Annotated in this window: 13 protein-coding genes; 8 read left to right on the plus strand and 5 right to left on the minus strand. The window is 36.5% G+C overall.

All coding sequences use genetic code 11. The features are described 5' to 3' along the window. Genes B8W84_RS02090 through B8W84_RS02100 form a run of 3 tightly spaced genes read left to right on the plus strand, consistent with a single transcriptional unit; the run spans nt 1 to nt 5,928 of the window. A complete protein-coding gene (locus B8W84_RS02090) occupies nt 1–576 on the plus strand; it encodes a Maf family protein (RefSeq protein WP_094751683.1) in 576 nt (191 codons plus the stop codon). Beyond that, complete coding sequence (rng, locus tag B8W84_RS02095; protein WP_094751684.1) at nt 566–2,038, plus strand: ribonuclease G; 1,473 nt, start codon at nt 566–568, stop codon at nt 2,036–2,038. Before B8W84_RS02090 ends, rng begins: the two co-directional genes overlap by 11 nt. Nucleotides 2,039–2,040: 2 nt before the next feature. Beyond that, a complete protein-coding gene (locus B8W84_RS02100) occupies nt 2,041–5,928 on the plus strand; it encodes a YhdP family protein (RefSeq protein WP_094751685.1) in 3,888 nt (1,295 codons plus the stop codon). Between the two features lie 95 nt (nt 5,929–6,023). On the opposite strand, the gene punR is transcribed toward B8W84_RS02100, so the two are convergent. Next, nucleotides 6,024–6,926 (minus strand): DNA-binding transcriptional activator PunR, encoded by a 903-nt coding sequence (gene punR / locus B8W84_RS02105; RefSeq protein WP_094751686.1) that lies wholly within the window; start codon nt 6,924–6,926, stop codon nt 6,024–6,026. A gap of 106 nt (nt 6,927–7,032) precedes the next feature. Here punR and punC point away from each other — a divergent pair, with 106 nt between their 5' ends. After that, a complete protein-coding gene (gene punC / locus B8W84_RS02110; protein WP_094751687.1) occupies nt 7,033–8,256 on the plus strand; it encodes a purine nucleoside transporter PunC in 1,224 nt (407 codons plus the stop codon). Between the two features lie 64 nt (nt 8,257–8,320). Here punC and yjgA read toward each other — a convergent pair whose 3' ends face one another. Further along, the gene (gene yjgA, locus B8W84_RS02115) at nt 8,321–8,827 is read right to left on the minus strand and encodes a ribosome biogenesis factor YjgA (RefSeq protein ID WP_094751688.1); all 507 of its coding nucleotides are present in this window, start codon (nt 8,825–8,827) and stop codon (nt 8,321–8,323) included. Nucleotides 8,828–8,924: 97 nt separating this feature from the next. On the opposite strand from yjgA, the gene pmbA reads away from it, so the two are divergent. Next, nucleotides 8,925–10,253 carry a metalloprotease PmbA gene (gene pmbA / locus B8W84_RS02120; protein WP_094751689.1) on the plus strand — a complete coding sequence of 443 codons (1,329 nt, stop codon included), beginning with the start codon at nt 8,925–8,927 and terminating at the stop codon, nt 10,251–10,253. Between the two features lie 231 nt (nt 10,254–10,484). Further along, nucleotides 10,485–11,267 carry a septal ring lytic transglycosylase RlpA family protein gene (locus B8W84_RS02125; RefSeq protein ID WP_094751690.1) on the plus strand — a complete coding sequence of 261 codons (783 nt, stop codon included), beginning with the start codon at nt 10,485–10,487 and terminating at the stop codon, nt 11,265–11,267. A gap of 99 nt (nt 11,268–11,366) precedes the next feature. On the opposite strand, the gene mrdA is transcribed toward B8W84_RS02125, so the two are convergent. From mrdA to rsfS, 3 genes are read right to left on the minus strand one after another with little or no spacing between them, the layout of a single operon-like run. Next, entirely contained in the window at nt 11,367–13,238 is a 1,872-nt protein-coding gene (gene mrdA, locus B8W84_RS02130) for a penicillin-binding protein 2 (RefSeq protein WP_374220139.1), read from the minus strand. A 2-nt stretch (nt 13,239–13,240) separates the two neighbouring features. Then, nucleotides 13,241–13,711 (minus strand): 23S rRNA (pseudouridine(1915)-N(3))-methyltransferase RlmH, encoded by a 471-nt coding sequence (gene rlmH, locus B8W84_RS02135; protein ID WP_094751691.1) that lies wholly within the window; start codon nt 13,709–13,711, stop codon nt 13,241–13,243. Beyond that, a complete protein-coding gene (gene rsfS, locus B8W84_RS02140; RefSeq protein WP_094751692.1) occupies nt 13,711–14,037 on the minus strand; it encodes a ribosome silencing factor in 327 nt (108 codons plus the stop codon). The genes rlmH and rsfS overlap by 1 nt, the downstream gene beginning before the upstream one ends. 311 nt (nt 14,038–14,348) lie before the next feature. On the opposite strand from rsfS, the gene mraZ reads away from it, so the two are divergent. Continuing rightward, a complete protein-coding gene (mraZ, locus tag B8W84_RS02145; RefSeq protein WP_094751693.1) occupies nt 14,349–14,807 on the plus strand; it encodes a division/cell wall cluster transcriptional repressor MraZ in 459 nt (152 codons plus the stop codon). After that, nucleotides 14,807–15,748, plus strand: coding sequence for a 16S rRNA (cytosine(1402)-N(4))-methyltransferase RsmH (gene rsmH, locus B8W84_RS02150; RefSeq protein ID WP_094751694.1), 942 nt, complete (start codon nt 14,807–14,809; stop codon nt 15,746–15,748). The genes mraZ and rsmH overlap by 1 nt, the downstream gene beginning before the upstream one ends. The last annotated feature ends 89 nt before the right edge of the window (nt 15,749–15,837 follow it).

Here is a 15,837-nt window from a genome sequence, read left to right on the forward strand (position 1 = left end):
ATGATTTATCTAGCCTCTCGTTCACCTCGTCGAGCTGAACTCTTACAACAAATTAAAGTGCCTTTTTGCTGGGTAAATGCCAAGATAGAAGAGTGCCAAAAAAGCAATGAATTGGCAAAAGATTATGTTTTACGTTTGGCCATTGAAAAAGCCCAAGCGGGTTTCCTTAATAGTGATAAACGCTACCCTGTTTTAGGTGCTGATACCATTGTGGTAATAGATGGTGAAGTGTTAGGTAAGCCTAAAAACGAGTTACATGCGCGTCATATGATGGAAAAATTATCCGCACAAACACATCAAGTGTTCACAGCGGTGGCTTTGTTCGATGGGCAAAAAACCAGCTCGGTTATAGTGGCAACGTCGGTTACGTTTAAAGCATTATGTGCCGATGAAATTGCAGATTATTGGCAAAGTGGAGAGCCTAAAGATAAAGCGGGTGGATATGCAATCCAAGGTTTTGCGAGTAAATTTATAACACACATTAATGGTAGTTATAGTGCGGTAGTAGGTTTACCTTTGTATGAAAGTGATCAATTAATTAAAAAGTTTTTAAGAGGAACGCATCATGTCAGTTGAATTATTAATGAATATTACGCCAACTGAAACTCGCGTGGCAGTGATAGAAGGTGGCGTATTACAAGAGCTACATATTGAGCGACAAGGCACCAAAGGTATCGTTGGGAATGTATATAAAGGTAAAGTTTGTCGAGTTTTGCCTGGAATGCAAGCCGCTTTTGTGGATATTGGATTAGAAAAAGCTGCCTTTTTGCATGCGTCCGATATTGTGCCACATACCGAATGTGTTGCGCAGACCGAAAAAGTGCAATTTAAAGTGGCGGATATTTCGGAATTAGTACGTCAAGGCCAAGATATTATGGTGCAAGTTGTTAAAGATCCTATGGGAACTAAAGGCGCGCGTCTTACAACAGATATCACGGTACCGTCTCGATATTTAGTTTTTATGCCAGGCAGTTCACATGTTGGGGTTTCGCAGCGTATAGACAGCGCCTCTGAACGAGATAGATTAAAAGATATAACACAAAAATGTGTGAATGAATTAGGTGGGTTTATTATTCGCACTGCAGCTGAGGGGGTCTCTGCTGATGAGTTAGTGCACGATGCTGCTTTTTTACAGCGGGTTTGGGCAAAAGTTCTTAAGCGGAAAGCGCGTTTTAAATCTAAAAATAAACTATTGTATCAAGATATAGATTTGGCCTTGCGTATTTTACGTGATTTTGTGGGCTCGAAAATTGATAGAATACGTGTAGATTCAAAGTTGAAATTTACAGATTTACAAAAATTCACACATGAATTTATACCTGAAATCAACGATAAGATTGAATATTATCCTGGTGAGAGTCCTATTTTTGATTTGTTTGATGCTGAAAATGAAGTGCAAAGAGCATTAGAGCGGAAAGTAGAGCTAAAATCGGGTGGATATTTGATTATTGATCAAACCGAGGCAATGACTACCGTGGATATTAATACCGGTGGCTTTGTAGGGCACCGTAATTTAGAAGAGACAATTTTTAATACGAATATTGAGGCAACACAAGCGATTGCACGGCAATTACGCTTACGTAATTTAGGTGGGATCATTATTCTTGATTTTATTGATATGAAGTCTAACGACCATAAACGTCGTGTTTTTACAAGTTTAGAGCAAGCTTTAAGCAAAGATCGAGTTAAAACCCATATTAATGATTTTTCACCGCTTGGCTTAATTGAAATGACACGTAAACGTACTCAAGAAAGCTTAGAGCATATATTTTGTAGTCCATGTGAGCAGTGTAATGGCAGGGGTTATGTGAAAACGGTAGAAACCGTTTGTTATGAAGTATTACGTGAAATATTACGTGTAAATCGTGCTTTTGATGCAGAAACTTTTTCTGTTTATACTTCTCCTGCGGTTGCAGATGCATTACGAGGTGAAGAATCGTATAGTTTAGGTGAATTGATTTTATTTATGTCTAAAGAGGTTACTATTTATACAGAACCTCTGTATGGGCAAGAGCAATTTGATGTGGTCATGATGTAATTTTGAAGCATTTCACCATTAAGTGGTTTAAGCGATTTTCAGCTTTAGTCGCGGTGAAATTGTTTCTTTTTGCTGTGTTATTAACTGCTGCTCGCATTTTTTTTGTGAGCGTTGAAGATTATAAAGGGCAAATTACGGGTTGGTTAGCCGAAGAATATAATATCAATTTTTCCGTAGAGGATGTTTCTGCTAGTATCGATTTTTCAGGATTGGTTGTTACGCTTAATCATTTACAATTACCAGATTCCAAAGGCCTTCCGTTTACGCTTAAAGTAGATTATCTTTTCTTACATTTAAATTTCTGGGATTCTGTTTTTTCACAACGTCTTAATTTTAATCGAATATCTTTAAAAGGAGCCGATTTAACGTTAAAAAAACAGAATGCAAAGAAAAAGACGAAAATGTCACCTTCCTTATCTGCGTTACGATCGTTAGAAAATATTTTTTTAACGCAGCTAAAACGCTTTTCTGTCAATGATAGTCGGTTGCATTTTGAAGATCATTTTGGTGTTAAAAAAACCATTTATATTGATAATTTAAACTGGATAAATTCAGGAGAAAAGCATCAAGGTGTTGGCTTTGCCAAAATGTCCAACTCGCGTAATGATGACTCTTTACGTTTTGTTCTTAATTTAAGTAATAAAGTGAGTAGTAATGCTAACGCATTACAGGGTGAGTTATATGTTGCAGCCAACAACTTAAATATAAGTAATTATTTGGAAGGGAAAGTTAATGGCAATGCAAAGATACTTGATGCGCGTATTGGGTTCCAAGCCTGGCTTAAATTTTCTAATAGTAAAGTTGATAGAGTACAGGTGCGTTTATTGCCTAGTAGGCTAAGTTGGCAACAGTATGATCATACACAAAGTTGGCAATTAAAAGGTGGCTATTTACAGTTAACCAATTCAAAGAAGGGTTGGCGTTTTGATAGTTATGGTATAAAAACAAAGCAAAATAACAATAAATATTCAACCTTACGCTTTAGTGGTGTCGGAGATGATGACAACTTGGCGCTACGCTTTAGTGGTGTAACACTTTCTAAAATTCTTCCCTTTTATTTTCTCTCGCGCTCAGTCTCAACAGAGCAAGCATCAATGCTACGAAATATTGCATTGGATGCAAGTGTAGACATGTTAACACTGCAGAAAAAACCATTACAAAATCGCCAGTTTTCATTGCAATTAAGTGCGTTTAAAACGAAAGCTAAAGGGACTATACCAGGTATAACAAATGCACGGATAGCATTATCTGGCGACCTTAACAAAGGCGTGTTAAGTATCAAACTTACACCGCAAAAAGTTTATTTTGATGGTTTATTTAGCCGACCTATGCCGATTAAATTAGGGGAAATTAACATCCATTGGCAAAGAATGCCCACTGGCTTAAAGCTATTCAGTAAAAAAAGTATATTAAATACCGTTGATATCAAGAGTGAAAGTGAATTTTCTTTATTTATTCCTAATCAAGAGGCGCATAATCAGCAAATATTTTTAAGTTTGTATAGTTACGTATCACTAAATGATACCAGTAAAGCCCAATATTATTATCCTATTAAAGCGATGGGAGAAGGTGTTTTTAAATATTTAGCACCGACACTAAAAAAAGGTCATGTTACAGGAGCAAAAATACTTTGGTATGGAGCTTTATCCGATTATCCGTATAAAAAGAAAGAAGGGATTTTTCAAGCGTGGGTTCCGGTGCGGGATGCGCAATATGACTTTTACAGGAAATGGCCTGGCTTGCATAATTTAGATCTTGATTTGTTATTTGAAAATGAAACATTAACTATGCAGGCAAAACAGGCCTCATTGGGGGAACTTTCGCTTAAAAAACTAACCGGGAGAGTGGATAGTTTATCTCCTAAAGGTACATTAACTATTTGGGCTGAAATTAGAGATGATGCGAAAAAGGTGCAAAACTATTTAAATATATCGCCTTTAAAGTCGAGTGTAGGTAAGGCCCTAGACATTATAAATGTGCAAAAAGAGATATCGGGTAAATTAAAAATTACGGTCCCATTTAATACTGAAAATCGTCAAACGAAAACAGAGGGGGTTGTACAATTAAAGAACAATGATATCACCTTAAAATTAGGTGCGAATATCAGTATTCCTTTGCATAATGTTAATGGTGAGTTTCGTTTTATCAATGCACAATTAGTCGCAGAGAATATTAGTGCATCGTTATATAACGAAAAGTTAAACATAGACTTTTCAACACAACAAAGCGCAACACATTATGCGGTAAAAGCCACTCTAGATGGACGTTGGCAACTCGATGCCTTATCGAAAAAGATACCTTGGTTATCAGCACTTAAAGTGAAGGGGAATTTTGAATGGCAAGGTGATGTAGATTTCTCTTATGCGTACAATGCAGGTTACCAGTACCAGATAAATTTAAATTCCGAGGTACAAGGCGTATATATTTTGTTACCCGCACCTTATCATAAAAACGCATTGCAATCTTGGCCTTCGACATTGACCCTTTCTGGAGATCAAAAAACGGCCAATGTCGTGTTTAATGTCAAAAATAAGCTGGCTTTTTTTGGTGGCCTAAATTATGCAGATGGAACACCAAAAATAACTTATCTTCAGTTAAATCTAGGTGAAGATAATATGCCTCTATTAGAAAAAAACCGACAAGCTATCCACGTACAATTTGATGAACTTAATGCGACACCTTGGTTGCATTATTGGCGTAAATTAAAAGAAGAAAACCCACAATTTTTTGTTAAAAACAATGATGTATCTTTTTTTAATATCAGAAAAATCAGTGCGGAGATAAAGCGCTTTAGTTTTCTTGAGCAGCCCTTATTTTCATTAAAAATAGATGCAAACAAAAAGATGCAAGAGCAACAAAGCATTTGGTCTGCTAAGATATTTTCTGATAATTTACAAGGTAAAGTGGAATATCGAGATGGGTCTCCTATACGTATTAAGGCCGATATAGATAAATTAAATTTACAGTTATTAGATTTGTCGGAGTTTAAGTCGACCCCATCGAGCAAAAATTTAATCTTGGATTATCCTGAAATATTTGTAGAATGTCGTGAGTGTCGTTATAAACAGATGGATCTTTCACCATTATCAATACATATATATCCCAGCGAGAAACTTTTATATATTAATAAAATCAATGTTGGTGAAGGTCAAGAATTAACAAAAATCACAGGTTTTTGGGATCAACATCTTACTGTATTGAGCATAAAAAGTACGGCTAATAGAGGACATAATCTAGTGAAGCGACTTGGATTTAGTAGTCCTATTGTTGCTCATGACGCTTTCTTAGAAGGCTATTTTAATTGGGTCGGTGCACCTTGGCAATTTAATCTTGATTCTTTAAATGGAAAATTTTCGGCGGATTTAAATGATGGCTCTATTACCCAAGTGAGTGATAAAGGGGCGCGATTATTAAGTATTTTAAGTTTAGATGGCATTAGGCGCTCTTTAAATATGGAATTTGGTGATGTGTTTGCGAAAGGCTTTAGTTTCGATGATTTGACATTAACGGCCAAAATAACTAAAGGCATTATAAAAACAGATGACTTTAATTTAAATGGCTCTGCAGGGAAACTCTCTGGCGGAGGGTTTATCGACTTGCCGAATATGGATATCAATTATCATTTAAGTTATAGCCCTGCAATTACTTCAAGTTTACCTTTATTAACTGCATTTGCAATTAATCCTTTAACGGGAGCCGCTGTGTTATTACTGACTAAAATATTAGAGCCTGTTGTGGATGCTATTGTGCGTATTGATTTTGTAGTAAAGGGTGCACTTAATAATCCAGAAGTTCGTATAGTAACGCGGCAAGAAGGGTTGGTTGAATTACAAAATAGTGACGCGTTAGAAGCGATTAACCAGCGACAAGTTAATGATAAACAAAAATAATTCGTAGTTTATTAGTTTAAAGTGCACCTGTAAAATGGTAATTACACAGAATTCTTTACAGGGTCAAAAAAACAGACATAAACCACTCTTTATTTTTACACTAACCATTGCTGATGTAGTTGTTCAGTATCACCTAAATAGTCCAATAACCATTTTACTGCGGGTGTTAAACAATCATTTTTCCAAGCCAGACAACAAGGGCTTTCTTTTGGTGGATCAACAAGATCTTTTTTAATTAATTTACCCGATGCTATCAATACTCTTGCTCGATGCGTCGGCATAATTCCCACGCCTAAACCCGCCATAAAACATTGTTCAGCACTATGCCAATTAGGCACCACTAAACGTCTTTGATTATCTAATAACCAAGTTGTACGCTTAGGCAATGTTCGCGAACTATCATCAAGACAGATACAAGGATATTTTATCAAATCTTTTTCTTTTAGCTTGCCCTCTTTCGAGGCAAGAGGATGCCCTGGTGCGATAACAAAGTCCCATAATAAGGCACCCATTGCACGAAATGATATATTACCACCTATTGGCACCACAGCCGTTGCACCAATAGCAATATCGGCTCGTCCATCCGCCAAAGCATCCCACACGCCATTAAAAACCTCCATAGTAAGTAGTAATTCCACATCTGGAAACTGCTCATAAAAATCTTCAACTAATTTATTAACACTGTCCTCATGTACCACATTATCTAAAGCAATAGAAACACTACTCTGCCAACCATTAGCAACACGCTGAGTTTGAAATTTAATTTCATCCATTTGTTTTAATAATAAACGTGCTTTCTCCACAAAATAAATGCCAGCAGGCGTTAACTCAACTTTCCGATGCGTTCGTTTAAATAAACGCACTGATAATTTATGTTCAACCCATTTAACACGATAACTGATTGCACTCGGAACTTTATGTAGCTCTACAGCGGCCTTTGCAAAGCTACCTCGACGCGCGACCGCGTCAATAACCAACAGATCTTGATAAGAAAACATACAAGTCAAATTTTTTGATGAATGGGGTGAAAATATACCGTTTCACAACACTAAATAGCAAGCTTAAACTATAAAAATATCCTAAAAGAATCAATAAGAGAATAAAATGCACAAAAAAAATAAAACCATTCCATATATATGGCTAGCTGGCTTAAGTATGCTTGGATTTTTAGCCACAGATATGTACCTTCCCGCATTCGATGTCATTCGTCAAGATTTAGGCACAAGCCAACAAATGATCGGTTGGTCCCTAACCATTTTCCTATTTGGAATGGCAGGTGGACAACTTGTTTATGGACCTCTTAGTCAACGTTTTGGGAAAAAACTAATCTTATCCAGTAGTTTACTTGTTTTTAGTTTAGGTAGCATCATTTGTGCCCTTTCAACTCACATTGAATGGTTACTTTTAGGCCGTTTAATACAAGCACTTGGTGCTTGTGGTTCCACCATTATTTGGCAATCTTATGTCATGGAAAAATATGATGCAAAGACATCACAACGTATTTTTGCAACGATTATGCCCTTAGTGGCCCTTTCTCCCGCTTTAGCACCTCTTTTAGGGGCGGTACTTGAAACGCATCTAGGGTGGCAAACCATTTTCTATACATTAATATTAATTGGTTCAATGTTAATGTTGCGCGCAAATTTAATTGATTTTAGTATTCCACAAAAAACAAATGTCGCTAATACAGAAAATAAAAAAGAAAAAAGCGTAATTGAACAATACGTATATATTTTAAAATCAAAAAAATTCACCGGAAACATGCTCATTTATGCGACCTGTTCGGCAGCTTTTTTTGCATGGCTTACAGGCTCTCCTTTTGCGATGACCGCAATGGGATACTCCGGCACAGATATTGGGTTTAGTTACCTACCGCAAACTATCGCATTTATCATTGGTGGTTACACATGTCGTTCGTTCTTAAATAAATATGCATCTCAACAAATTTTACCTTGGCTATTAAAACTCTTTATTGCTAGCGTGATCGTGATGTTTATTGTGGCGACTAAATTTACCAGCAATAGTATTATACCTTTGCTTATTCCAATGTGTTTTATGGCTATGGCCAATGGCGCCATTTATCCCATTGTAGCTAATAGAGCTCTTTCTGATTTTAGCGATAATAGTGCATCGGCTGCAGGTTTAATGAATTTCTTACAAATGATGTTCTGTGTTGTTGCCAGTGGTATTGTTTCTGCATTAAGTGAATACGGTGTTGTAGCGATGACATCGGTGATGCTTGCACAAGCAATACTTGTGATGATAGGTTACAGACTCATTGCAAAAACTAATAAAGCAGAAGTGCTTGAAATGAGTAAAGCGGTATAAATTTAATCGAATAAAAAAGGCGAAGTGAATACTTCGCCTTTTTTATTTTAACGTTTGCAAATTATTATAAGCATATTGGTTTTAAATAAAGAAATAAATCTTTGGCCGCCTTAGCTGGTTTTTCTGCTTTCTTCTCTTTGTTAGCTTGACGTACTAATTGACGTAATTTTTGGCGTTCAAGCTCTGGATATTTACTTATCAATTCATTAATTTTAGGATCTCCTTGTTCAATCAACTCATCGCGTAAAGATTCTAAATGTAGTACCGCATGCGTCAATTGTTGATGCTTATTGCTAAGCTTATCTAACATGAGATTAATAGCATCACAATCTTCATTACGTAACACCTTTCCAATAAATTGGATTTGGCGACGTAAAGCCTCATGTTTGGTGCTAATTTTATGTGCAACTGAAATGGCATGAAACAATAACTCACTTGCTGGAATTTGAGCCAGTTGTTTTTTATTGAGTGCAATCAGAGCATGTCCAATAAGCTTTAGTGATTCCGCTTCGCGTTTTATTTGTGTTTTGCTAATTTCATCATCACTTATGCTTTCAATTTTTTTATTCATAATAGTTTTGCCGTTACGTATTAATAGTGGGAATTATCTACATTATACGTGTATTCTTTATCTTTCTAAATTTAAATTTTTCATTGGCAGATAAAATATGATTGAACAGAAAAAGCAACTTGAAAATGCGGTGCAAGATGCATTAATGATGGCTAAAAAATTAGGTGCAGATCAAGCGGAAGTAGCTCTTGGTAAAAGCTCTGGAATATCGGTAAATACTCGTTTAGGAGAAGTTGAAAACATAGAGTTTAATCTTGATGGCGCAATGGGGATCAGTGTTTATGTGGGGCATTGTAAAGGTAGTGCCTCAACGGCAGATTTAAGTCCTGATGCGATTTTGTCGACGGTAAAAGCGGCCATTAATATTGCTAAATACACGAGTAAAGATACTTTTTCTGGATTGTTAGATCCAGACTTGTTAGAGCGCTCCGTTGAGGACTTAGACTTATATTATCCAAGTCAACTCAATACTGAAGAATTACTTTCCATGGCAAAAGAATGTGAAGAGTTAGCATTAGATAGTGATCCTTTAATTGTCAATTCAGACGGTGCTTCTGTAAATAGCCACTCGAGTTTACGTGTTTATGGGAATAGTAATGATTTTTTAGAAAGTTATGCGAGTAGTCGGCATAGTTTAAGTTGTGTGTTAATCGCACAAAAAGGTGAAGAAATGCAACGCGATCATAGCTATACAAGCGATCGTGATATAAAAGATCTTTATTCTGCACAGTGGGTGGCAGAGGATGCCGTGAAACGTACGGTTGAGCGTTTAGGCGCTGTAAAATTGGCAACCCAAGAAACCCCTGTTATATTTTCACCCGAAGTAGCAAGTAGTTTGTTTGGTCATTTTGTGAGCGCCATTAGTGGCATGAATTTATATCGTAAATCCACATTTTTAGTGGATACTTTAGGTAAACAAATTTTCCCTAGTTGGATGAAAATAGAAGAAAAACCGCATATTAAAAAAGGCATCGCGAGTTCTCCTTTTGATCAAGAAGGGGGGAAAACACAAGATGCTTTAATTGTAGAGCAAGGTGTTTTACAAACATATTTATTAACGGGATATGCGGCGCGAAAATTAAAAATGAAAAGTACCGGGCACTGTGGTGGTATTCATAATTGGTTTATTGCATCGAATTGTCATTTAGATTTGGCGGGGCTTTTTAAGGAAATGGGTACGGGACTGTTTGTTACTGAACTTATGGGGCAAGGAGTGAATATTGTGACGGGCGATTATTCTCGTGGTGCATCTGGTTTTTGGATAGAGAACGGTGTAATTGCTTATCCCGTTCATGAAATTACAATAGCGGGAAATTTACAACATATGTTCAAGAATATTGAAGCGATAGGTTGTGATGTAGATCCACGCAGTAGTTTAAAAACAGGCTCTATTTTAATGGGGAAAATGAAAGTGGCAGGGCTTTAAAAAAAGTTTTTAATGTTGTTTTCTCAAAGAGCGAGCACTGCTGCCAGCTATATTTTTAAGGTATCGCCTAAATTGTTAATTGTTATTCGCCAATGAATAGTTTAAATGAACGAGAAGTTAATTTTTCTATCCGTTCATTTTTTTGGCTGGAAAAGTAAGACTCGCACTAGATAATGAAATTTTAGTAGAATTATTGCTTTTTTGTCACAATAAACGCGTGGGGATATTGATATGAGATTTTTAAATATTTTAATCCTTTGTATTAGCATACTACTACTGAGTGCATGTAGTAGTGGTCGCTATGCTATCAGCGATGATCATGCACCAAGTAATGCATCTATCCCTCCCTTAACGCATATGTCTAATGTATCTCCCCGCTATGAACCCTACTCGCGAGGAGGTAATAGTGATTATACGGTGCGTGGTATTGATTATAAAGTATTAAGGGATATTACTAGCTTTACTGAAAAGGGAAATGCATCTTGGTACGGAAAAAAGTTTCACGGTCACCTCACCTCTAATGGTGAACGTTATGATATGTTTGCTATGAGTGGCGCACATAAAAATCTTCCGATCCCTAGTTATGTCGAAGTTACTAATTTAAAAAACAAGAAAACGATCATTGTCCGTATTAATGATCGTGGGCCTTTTCATCCTGATCGCATCATTGATCTTTCTTATGTGGCAGCGAAAAAACTCGATATGCTTACATCTGGCACAACGCCAGTTGAAATAAAATTATTACATTTCACAAAAAAAAATGACGTTATTAAAACACCAGCATCAAGTACAAAATTCTATATACAGTATCTTGTTACCTCGCAGTATTCTAAAGCAAAAAATATCGATAGTGTATTAAGTGAAAAATATAATGTTGCTTCCTACTTTGATAAAAAAGGAAATAACTACCGATTGCGTTTAGGTCCTCTACAAAATAAAGATAAAACAGAGCAGCTACTGAGTAAAATACAACATCAATATCCCCACGCGTTTATTGTGACAAAAAAGCAATAATTCTACTAAAATTTCATTATCTAGTGCGAGTGATCAATATGACAACGGGTAAAAATGTTTTTACTTGAAGGTATATTAAGCATATTAAAATTTAAACCCTTACAAAGAGATTACTGGAGGTGGATGAGAAAAATATTCATCAAATAATTTACGGATAACAGGTGCCGCTTGGCTACTACCACCTCCCGCATTTTCCAAAACTACGATAGCAACTATTTCTGGTGATTCAAAGGGAGCAAAAGCGATAAAGATAGCATTATCTCTATGTCGCTCTGCTATCTTACTGGCATCATAGCGTTCTTTTTCTTTTATACTTACAATTTGTGCTGTCCCTGATTTTCCTGCAACAGTATACGAAACGCCAGTAAACGCTCGATGTGCGGTACCTATGCGTTTACTGGTAACAGATTGCATTGCATTGAGCACGATATCCCAATATTTTTCATTTTTTAATACAAGAGGCTCTTGTATGTTTTGTATAGTTTTAAACGTACCTGAATCGGATAAAATAGAGCGTAATATCGTTGGTTCAATGACGTTACCGCGACGCGCCAAAATAGCAGTGGCTTTAGCAAGCTGAATTGGTGTTGATGTCCAGTAACCTTGTCCGATACCAATTGAAATAGTATCACCATCATACCAAGGTGCTTTATAGCGTTCTTTTTTCCACTCTCTTGAGGGCATAATAGCTTTGGTTTCTTCACCAATATCTAGGCCACTGTAATCACCGAAGCCAAATTTACGCATAAAGGGAGAAATTCTATCAATACCTAATTTATACGCTGCCTTATAAAAAAATGTATCGCAACTTTGTTCAATGGCTAAATTAACATTGACCATTCCGTGTCCCCATCGATTCCAATCACGAAAACGACGTTTTGAACCCGGTACTATCCACCAACCAGGATCGTAAATTTGACTATGTTCAGTGATCACATTTTCGTTTAAGGCTAATAATGCCATTTCTGGTTTAATAGTAGATGCAGGGGAATAACGTCCTTGGGTTGCCCTGTTAATTAAAGGGCGATCTTTTGACTCCAATAAGGCTTTATATTTTTTATAACTGATACCTTGCACAAAAAGATTGGGATCATAAGTGGGACTTGAGATTAAGCTTAAAACACCACCCGTTTTAGCGTTAAGAATAACGATGCTGCCTCGGTATCCTGTTAATAACTCTTGTGCTTTTAGTTGTAATTTTACGTCTAAATTTAATTTTATATCTTTCCCAGATATAGGGGGGATATAGTTTAATGTGCGGATAACTTTCCCCCAACTATCCACCTCTACTTGACGGCGACCAGGCTTACCATGTAATAAGTCTTCATAATATTTTTCAATGCCTAGTTTGCCAATATAATGTGTACCTCGATAAAGTGAACGTTTACCTTGATTTTTAATACGTTGTATATCTTTACTGTTTATTTTTGCAATGTAACCGAGTACATGTGTAAAAGTATCACCAAAAGGATAGTAGCGTTTAAGGGTTGCGTTAATAGAGAAACCTTGATATTTAAATTGGTTAACGGTGAATAACGCGACTTGTTTTTGGCTGAGCTGATCTTTTATTTCAATACTTTTAAAGGAACGAGAGTAATAATTTTTACTTTTAAATGTTTGTAATTCTTCATCGGTAATGGAAAGTAACTTTTGTAAGTCTTTTAAGTTTTCTTTTAGATTTATGGTGTTTCGGACAATCACCCTGAGGCTATAAATAGGACGATTTTCAGCTAAAATAATACCGTTTCTATCGTAAATGAGTCCTCGAGTTGGGGGGACTATTTGTACACTGATACGATTATCATTCGAGCGAGTCTTATATTTTTTAAAAGAAGTAATTTGTAGATAATAAAGATTGCTAACTAATATGGCGAGTAAAATAACAATACAGATAAAGACTAATATAGAGCGTCGCATAAAAAGAGATGATTCAGCCGAATGGTTTCTGATATTTGCGTGTTTTTTGGGCACGGTTACTCTCGGTGGTAGGGGTGATTAATTGTCAGAGTATAAGCTCGATATAAACTTTCAGCTGTAATAACTCTTACCAGAGGATGAGGCAGAGTCAGAGTTGAAAGTGACCAACGTTGTTCTGCTTTAGCAATACATTCAGGTGCAAGGCCTTCGGGGCCTCCAATCAGTAAACTAATATTACGCCCGTCTAGTTTCCATTTTCGCATTTCAGTTGCCAGTTGCTCTGTTGTCCACGAGTTACCTGTAACCTCTAAGGTAATTATTTTATTCCCTTTAGGGATTGCCGCGAGAGTAAGCTGACCTTCTTTTTTCAAGATGCGCTTTATATCTGCATTTTTACCACGTTTCCCCGGCTGGATCTCAACTAATTCTAGTTGCATCTCCTTAGGGAAACGTCGTGCATATTCTTGATATCCTTTTTCAATCCAGTCTGGCATTTTTGTGCCCACAGCGATCAACTGAATTCTCATTAAGCAGAGTATCCCCAGAGTGTTTCTAAATCATAAAACTGACGCGTTTCATCTTGCATAACATGAATAACAACATTAAATAAGTCTACTAATACCCATTTACTGTCTTCTAAGCCTTCAACACCTAAAGGAGCTTCGCCTTTACGTTTTGCTGCGAGTGCTGTTTGCTCTGCAATAGAACGAACATGACGTTTTGAATTGCCCGTACAAATAATCATTGTATCAGTAACATCAGATGTACCGGATACATCTATTACGATGATATCTTTAGCTTTCATATCTTCAAGTTGTTCAAGTACGAATTCTTTTAATTGTTGGTCTTGCAAAGGATATTCCTTTAAAAATTAGAGTTAAAAATCATATAGCGAATAAGTATAACATGCACAAGGATGAGTAACACGCTAGTTGATAATAAATTCACCTTTTTCATGAGAAATCAAGTGCTATATAGCATAAAAATTAAGTGTAAAATGCCATTTTTACTGGAAGCGTGATGAAAGTCATTAAAATAACAGATACATTACTTGCAAAATAAGCATTATTTATTAAAATTGTCTAAAAAGTGGGGGGAAGTGGTGTAAAGTGGATCTTTTCTCAATGAATGTGTACTTTAACTCATTAGATTGGATTTTAAACGATGTTACGTGGTGCAAGTGCAATTAATATAGATAATAAAGGTCGACTTGCGATCCCTATTCGGTATCGGGATGAATTGATGCAAATGTGCCAAGGTCAATTTGTATGTACCATTGATTTACAATCACCTTGTTTATTATTATACCCCTTAAATGAATGGTTATTAATAGAAAAAAAGCTGAGTGGATTATCAAGTACAGATCCTCAACAGCGACGATTACAGCGTTTGATATTAGGTTATGCAAGTGAAAGTGAATTAGATAAAGGTGGGCGTACATTAATAGCGCCCATTTTACGAGCGCATGCAAAATTAGAAAAAAAAGTAATGTTGGTAGGACAACTTAATAAATTTGAATTGTGGGACGAAGCTTTATGGCAAGAGCAGGTGCAGCAAGATTTATTGTTGGGTCTTCCCACAGGTGATCAATTAACAGAAAGTTTACAAGGGTTTACATTGTAATGGTTGAACATATAACAGTATTGCTAGATGAAGCAGTAAATGGCTTAGCAATAAAAAAAGATGGTATTTATATCGATGCGACCTTTGGTCGAGGCGGACATTCACGCCACATTTTACAACAATTAGGCCCACAAGGCCGTTTGATTGCGATCGATAGAGATCCTCGAGCGATGGCGACTGCTGAGTTGTTAATGCAAGAAGACGCTCGATTCTCGATTATTCGTGGCCCCTTTTCATGTATTGCAGAATACGTTAAAGAATTAGATTTAAACGGGAAAATTGATGGTGTTTTACTCGATTTAGGTGTTTCTTCGCCTCAACTCGATGATGCTGCTCGCGGTTTTAGTTTTATGCGAGATGGTCCTTTGGACATGCGTATGGATCCAACGACAGGCATTAGTGCTGCGCAATGGTTAGCGAAAGCAGATGTCGATGATATCGGTTGGGTGTTGAAAACCTTTGGAGAAGAAAAGTTTGCTTATCGTATTGCACGCGCCATTGTCGCTGATAGAGAAGCAACACCTTTTTTGCGCACGTTAGATCTCGCAAATTTAATTTCACGTTTATGTCCAAAAAGAGAGAAAAAGAAACATCCTGCTACGCGTAGTTTTCAAGCTATTCGTATTTATATAAATAGTGAACTTGAAGAGATCCATAAAGTCTTAGAGGGTGCGTTAGATATTTTAGCTTTGGATGGAAGACTATCAGTGATTAGTTTTCATTCATTAGAAGATCGAATCGTAAAACGCTTTATACGTAAGCAGGAAAAAGGTCGTGAATATCCTGCAGGCTTACCATTAACAGATGCACAGATGCAATCAGGAAAAACAATGAAATCTCAAGGTAAAGCAATAAAACCAAGTGCGGATGAAATAGAAAAAAATAAACGTTCACGTAGTTCTGTATTACGTGTTGCAAAAAAAATAGCCCAACCAGAGTGAATTTACCTGTGGATAAACCACAAACAAGTTTGTTGATGTTGATCCTGGCCGATATGCACCGCTATTTTTTTGTTATTGTGCTAGCGCTG

This window comes from Psychromonas sp. CD1, assembly GCF_002239585.1.
Lineage (GTDB): Bacteria > Pseudomonadota > Gammaproteobacteria > Enterobacterales > Psychromonadaceae > Psychromonas.

What these genes read in the sequence shown, in the direction of transcription:
- B8W84_RS02090 (WP_094751683.1), top strand. Translation starts at nt 1, where the DNA reads ATGATTTATCTAGCCTCTCGTTCACCTCGTCGAGCTGAACTCTTACAA.
- rng (WP_094751684.1), top strand. Translation starts at nt 566, where the DNA reads ATGTCAGTTGAATTATTAATGAATATTACGCCAACTGAAACTCGCGTG.
- punR (WP_094751686.1), bottom strand. Translation starts at nt 6,926, where the DNA reads ATGTTTTCTTATCAAGATCTGTTGGTTATTGACGCGGTCGCGCGTCGA.
- punC (WP_094751687.1), top strand. Translation starts at nt 7,033, where the DNA reads ATGCACAAAAAAAATAAAACCATTCCATATATATGGCTAGCTGGCTTA.
- yjgA (WP_094751688.1), bottom strand. Translation starts at nt 8,827, where the DNA reads ATGAATAAAAAAATTGAAAGCATAAGTGATGATGAAATTAGCAAAACA.
- pmbA (WP_094751689.1), top strand. Translation starts at nt 8,925, where the DNA reads ATGATTGAACAGAAAAAGCAACTTGAAAATGCGGTGCAAGATGCATTA.
- B8W84_RS02125 (WP_094751690.1), top strand. Translation starts at nt 10,485, where the DNA reads ATGAGATTTTTAAATATTTTAATCCTTTGTATTAGCATACTACTACTG.
- rlmH (WP_094751691.1), bottom strand. Translation starts at nt 13,711, where the DNA reads ATGAGAATTCAGTTGATCGCTGTGGGCACAAAAATGCCAGACTGGATT.
- mraZ (WP_094751693.1), top strand. Translation starts at nt 14,349, where the DNA reads ATGTTACGTGGTGCAAGTGCAATTAATATAGATAATAAAGGTCGACTT.
- rsmH (WP_094751694.1), top strand. Translation starts at nt 14,807, where the DNA reads ATGGTTGAACATATAACAGTATTGCTAGATGAAGCAGTAAATGGCTTA.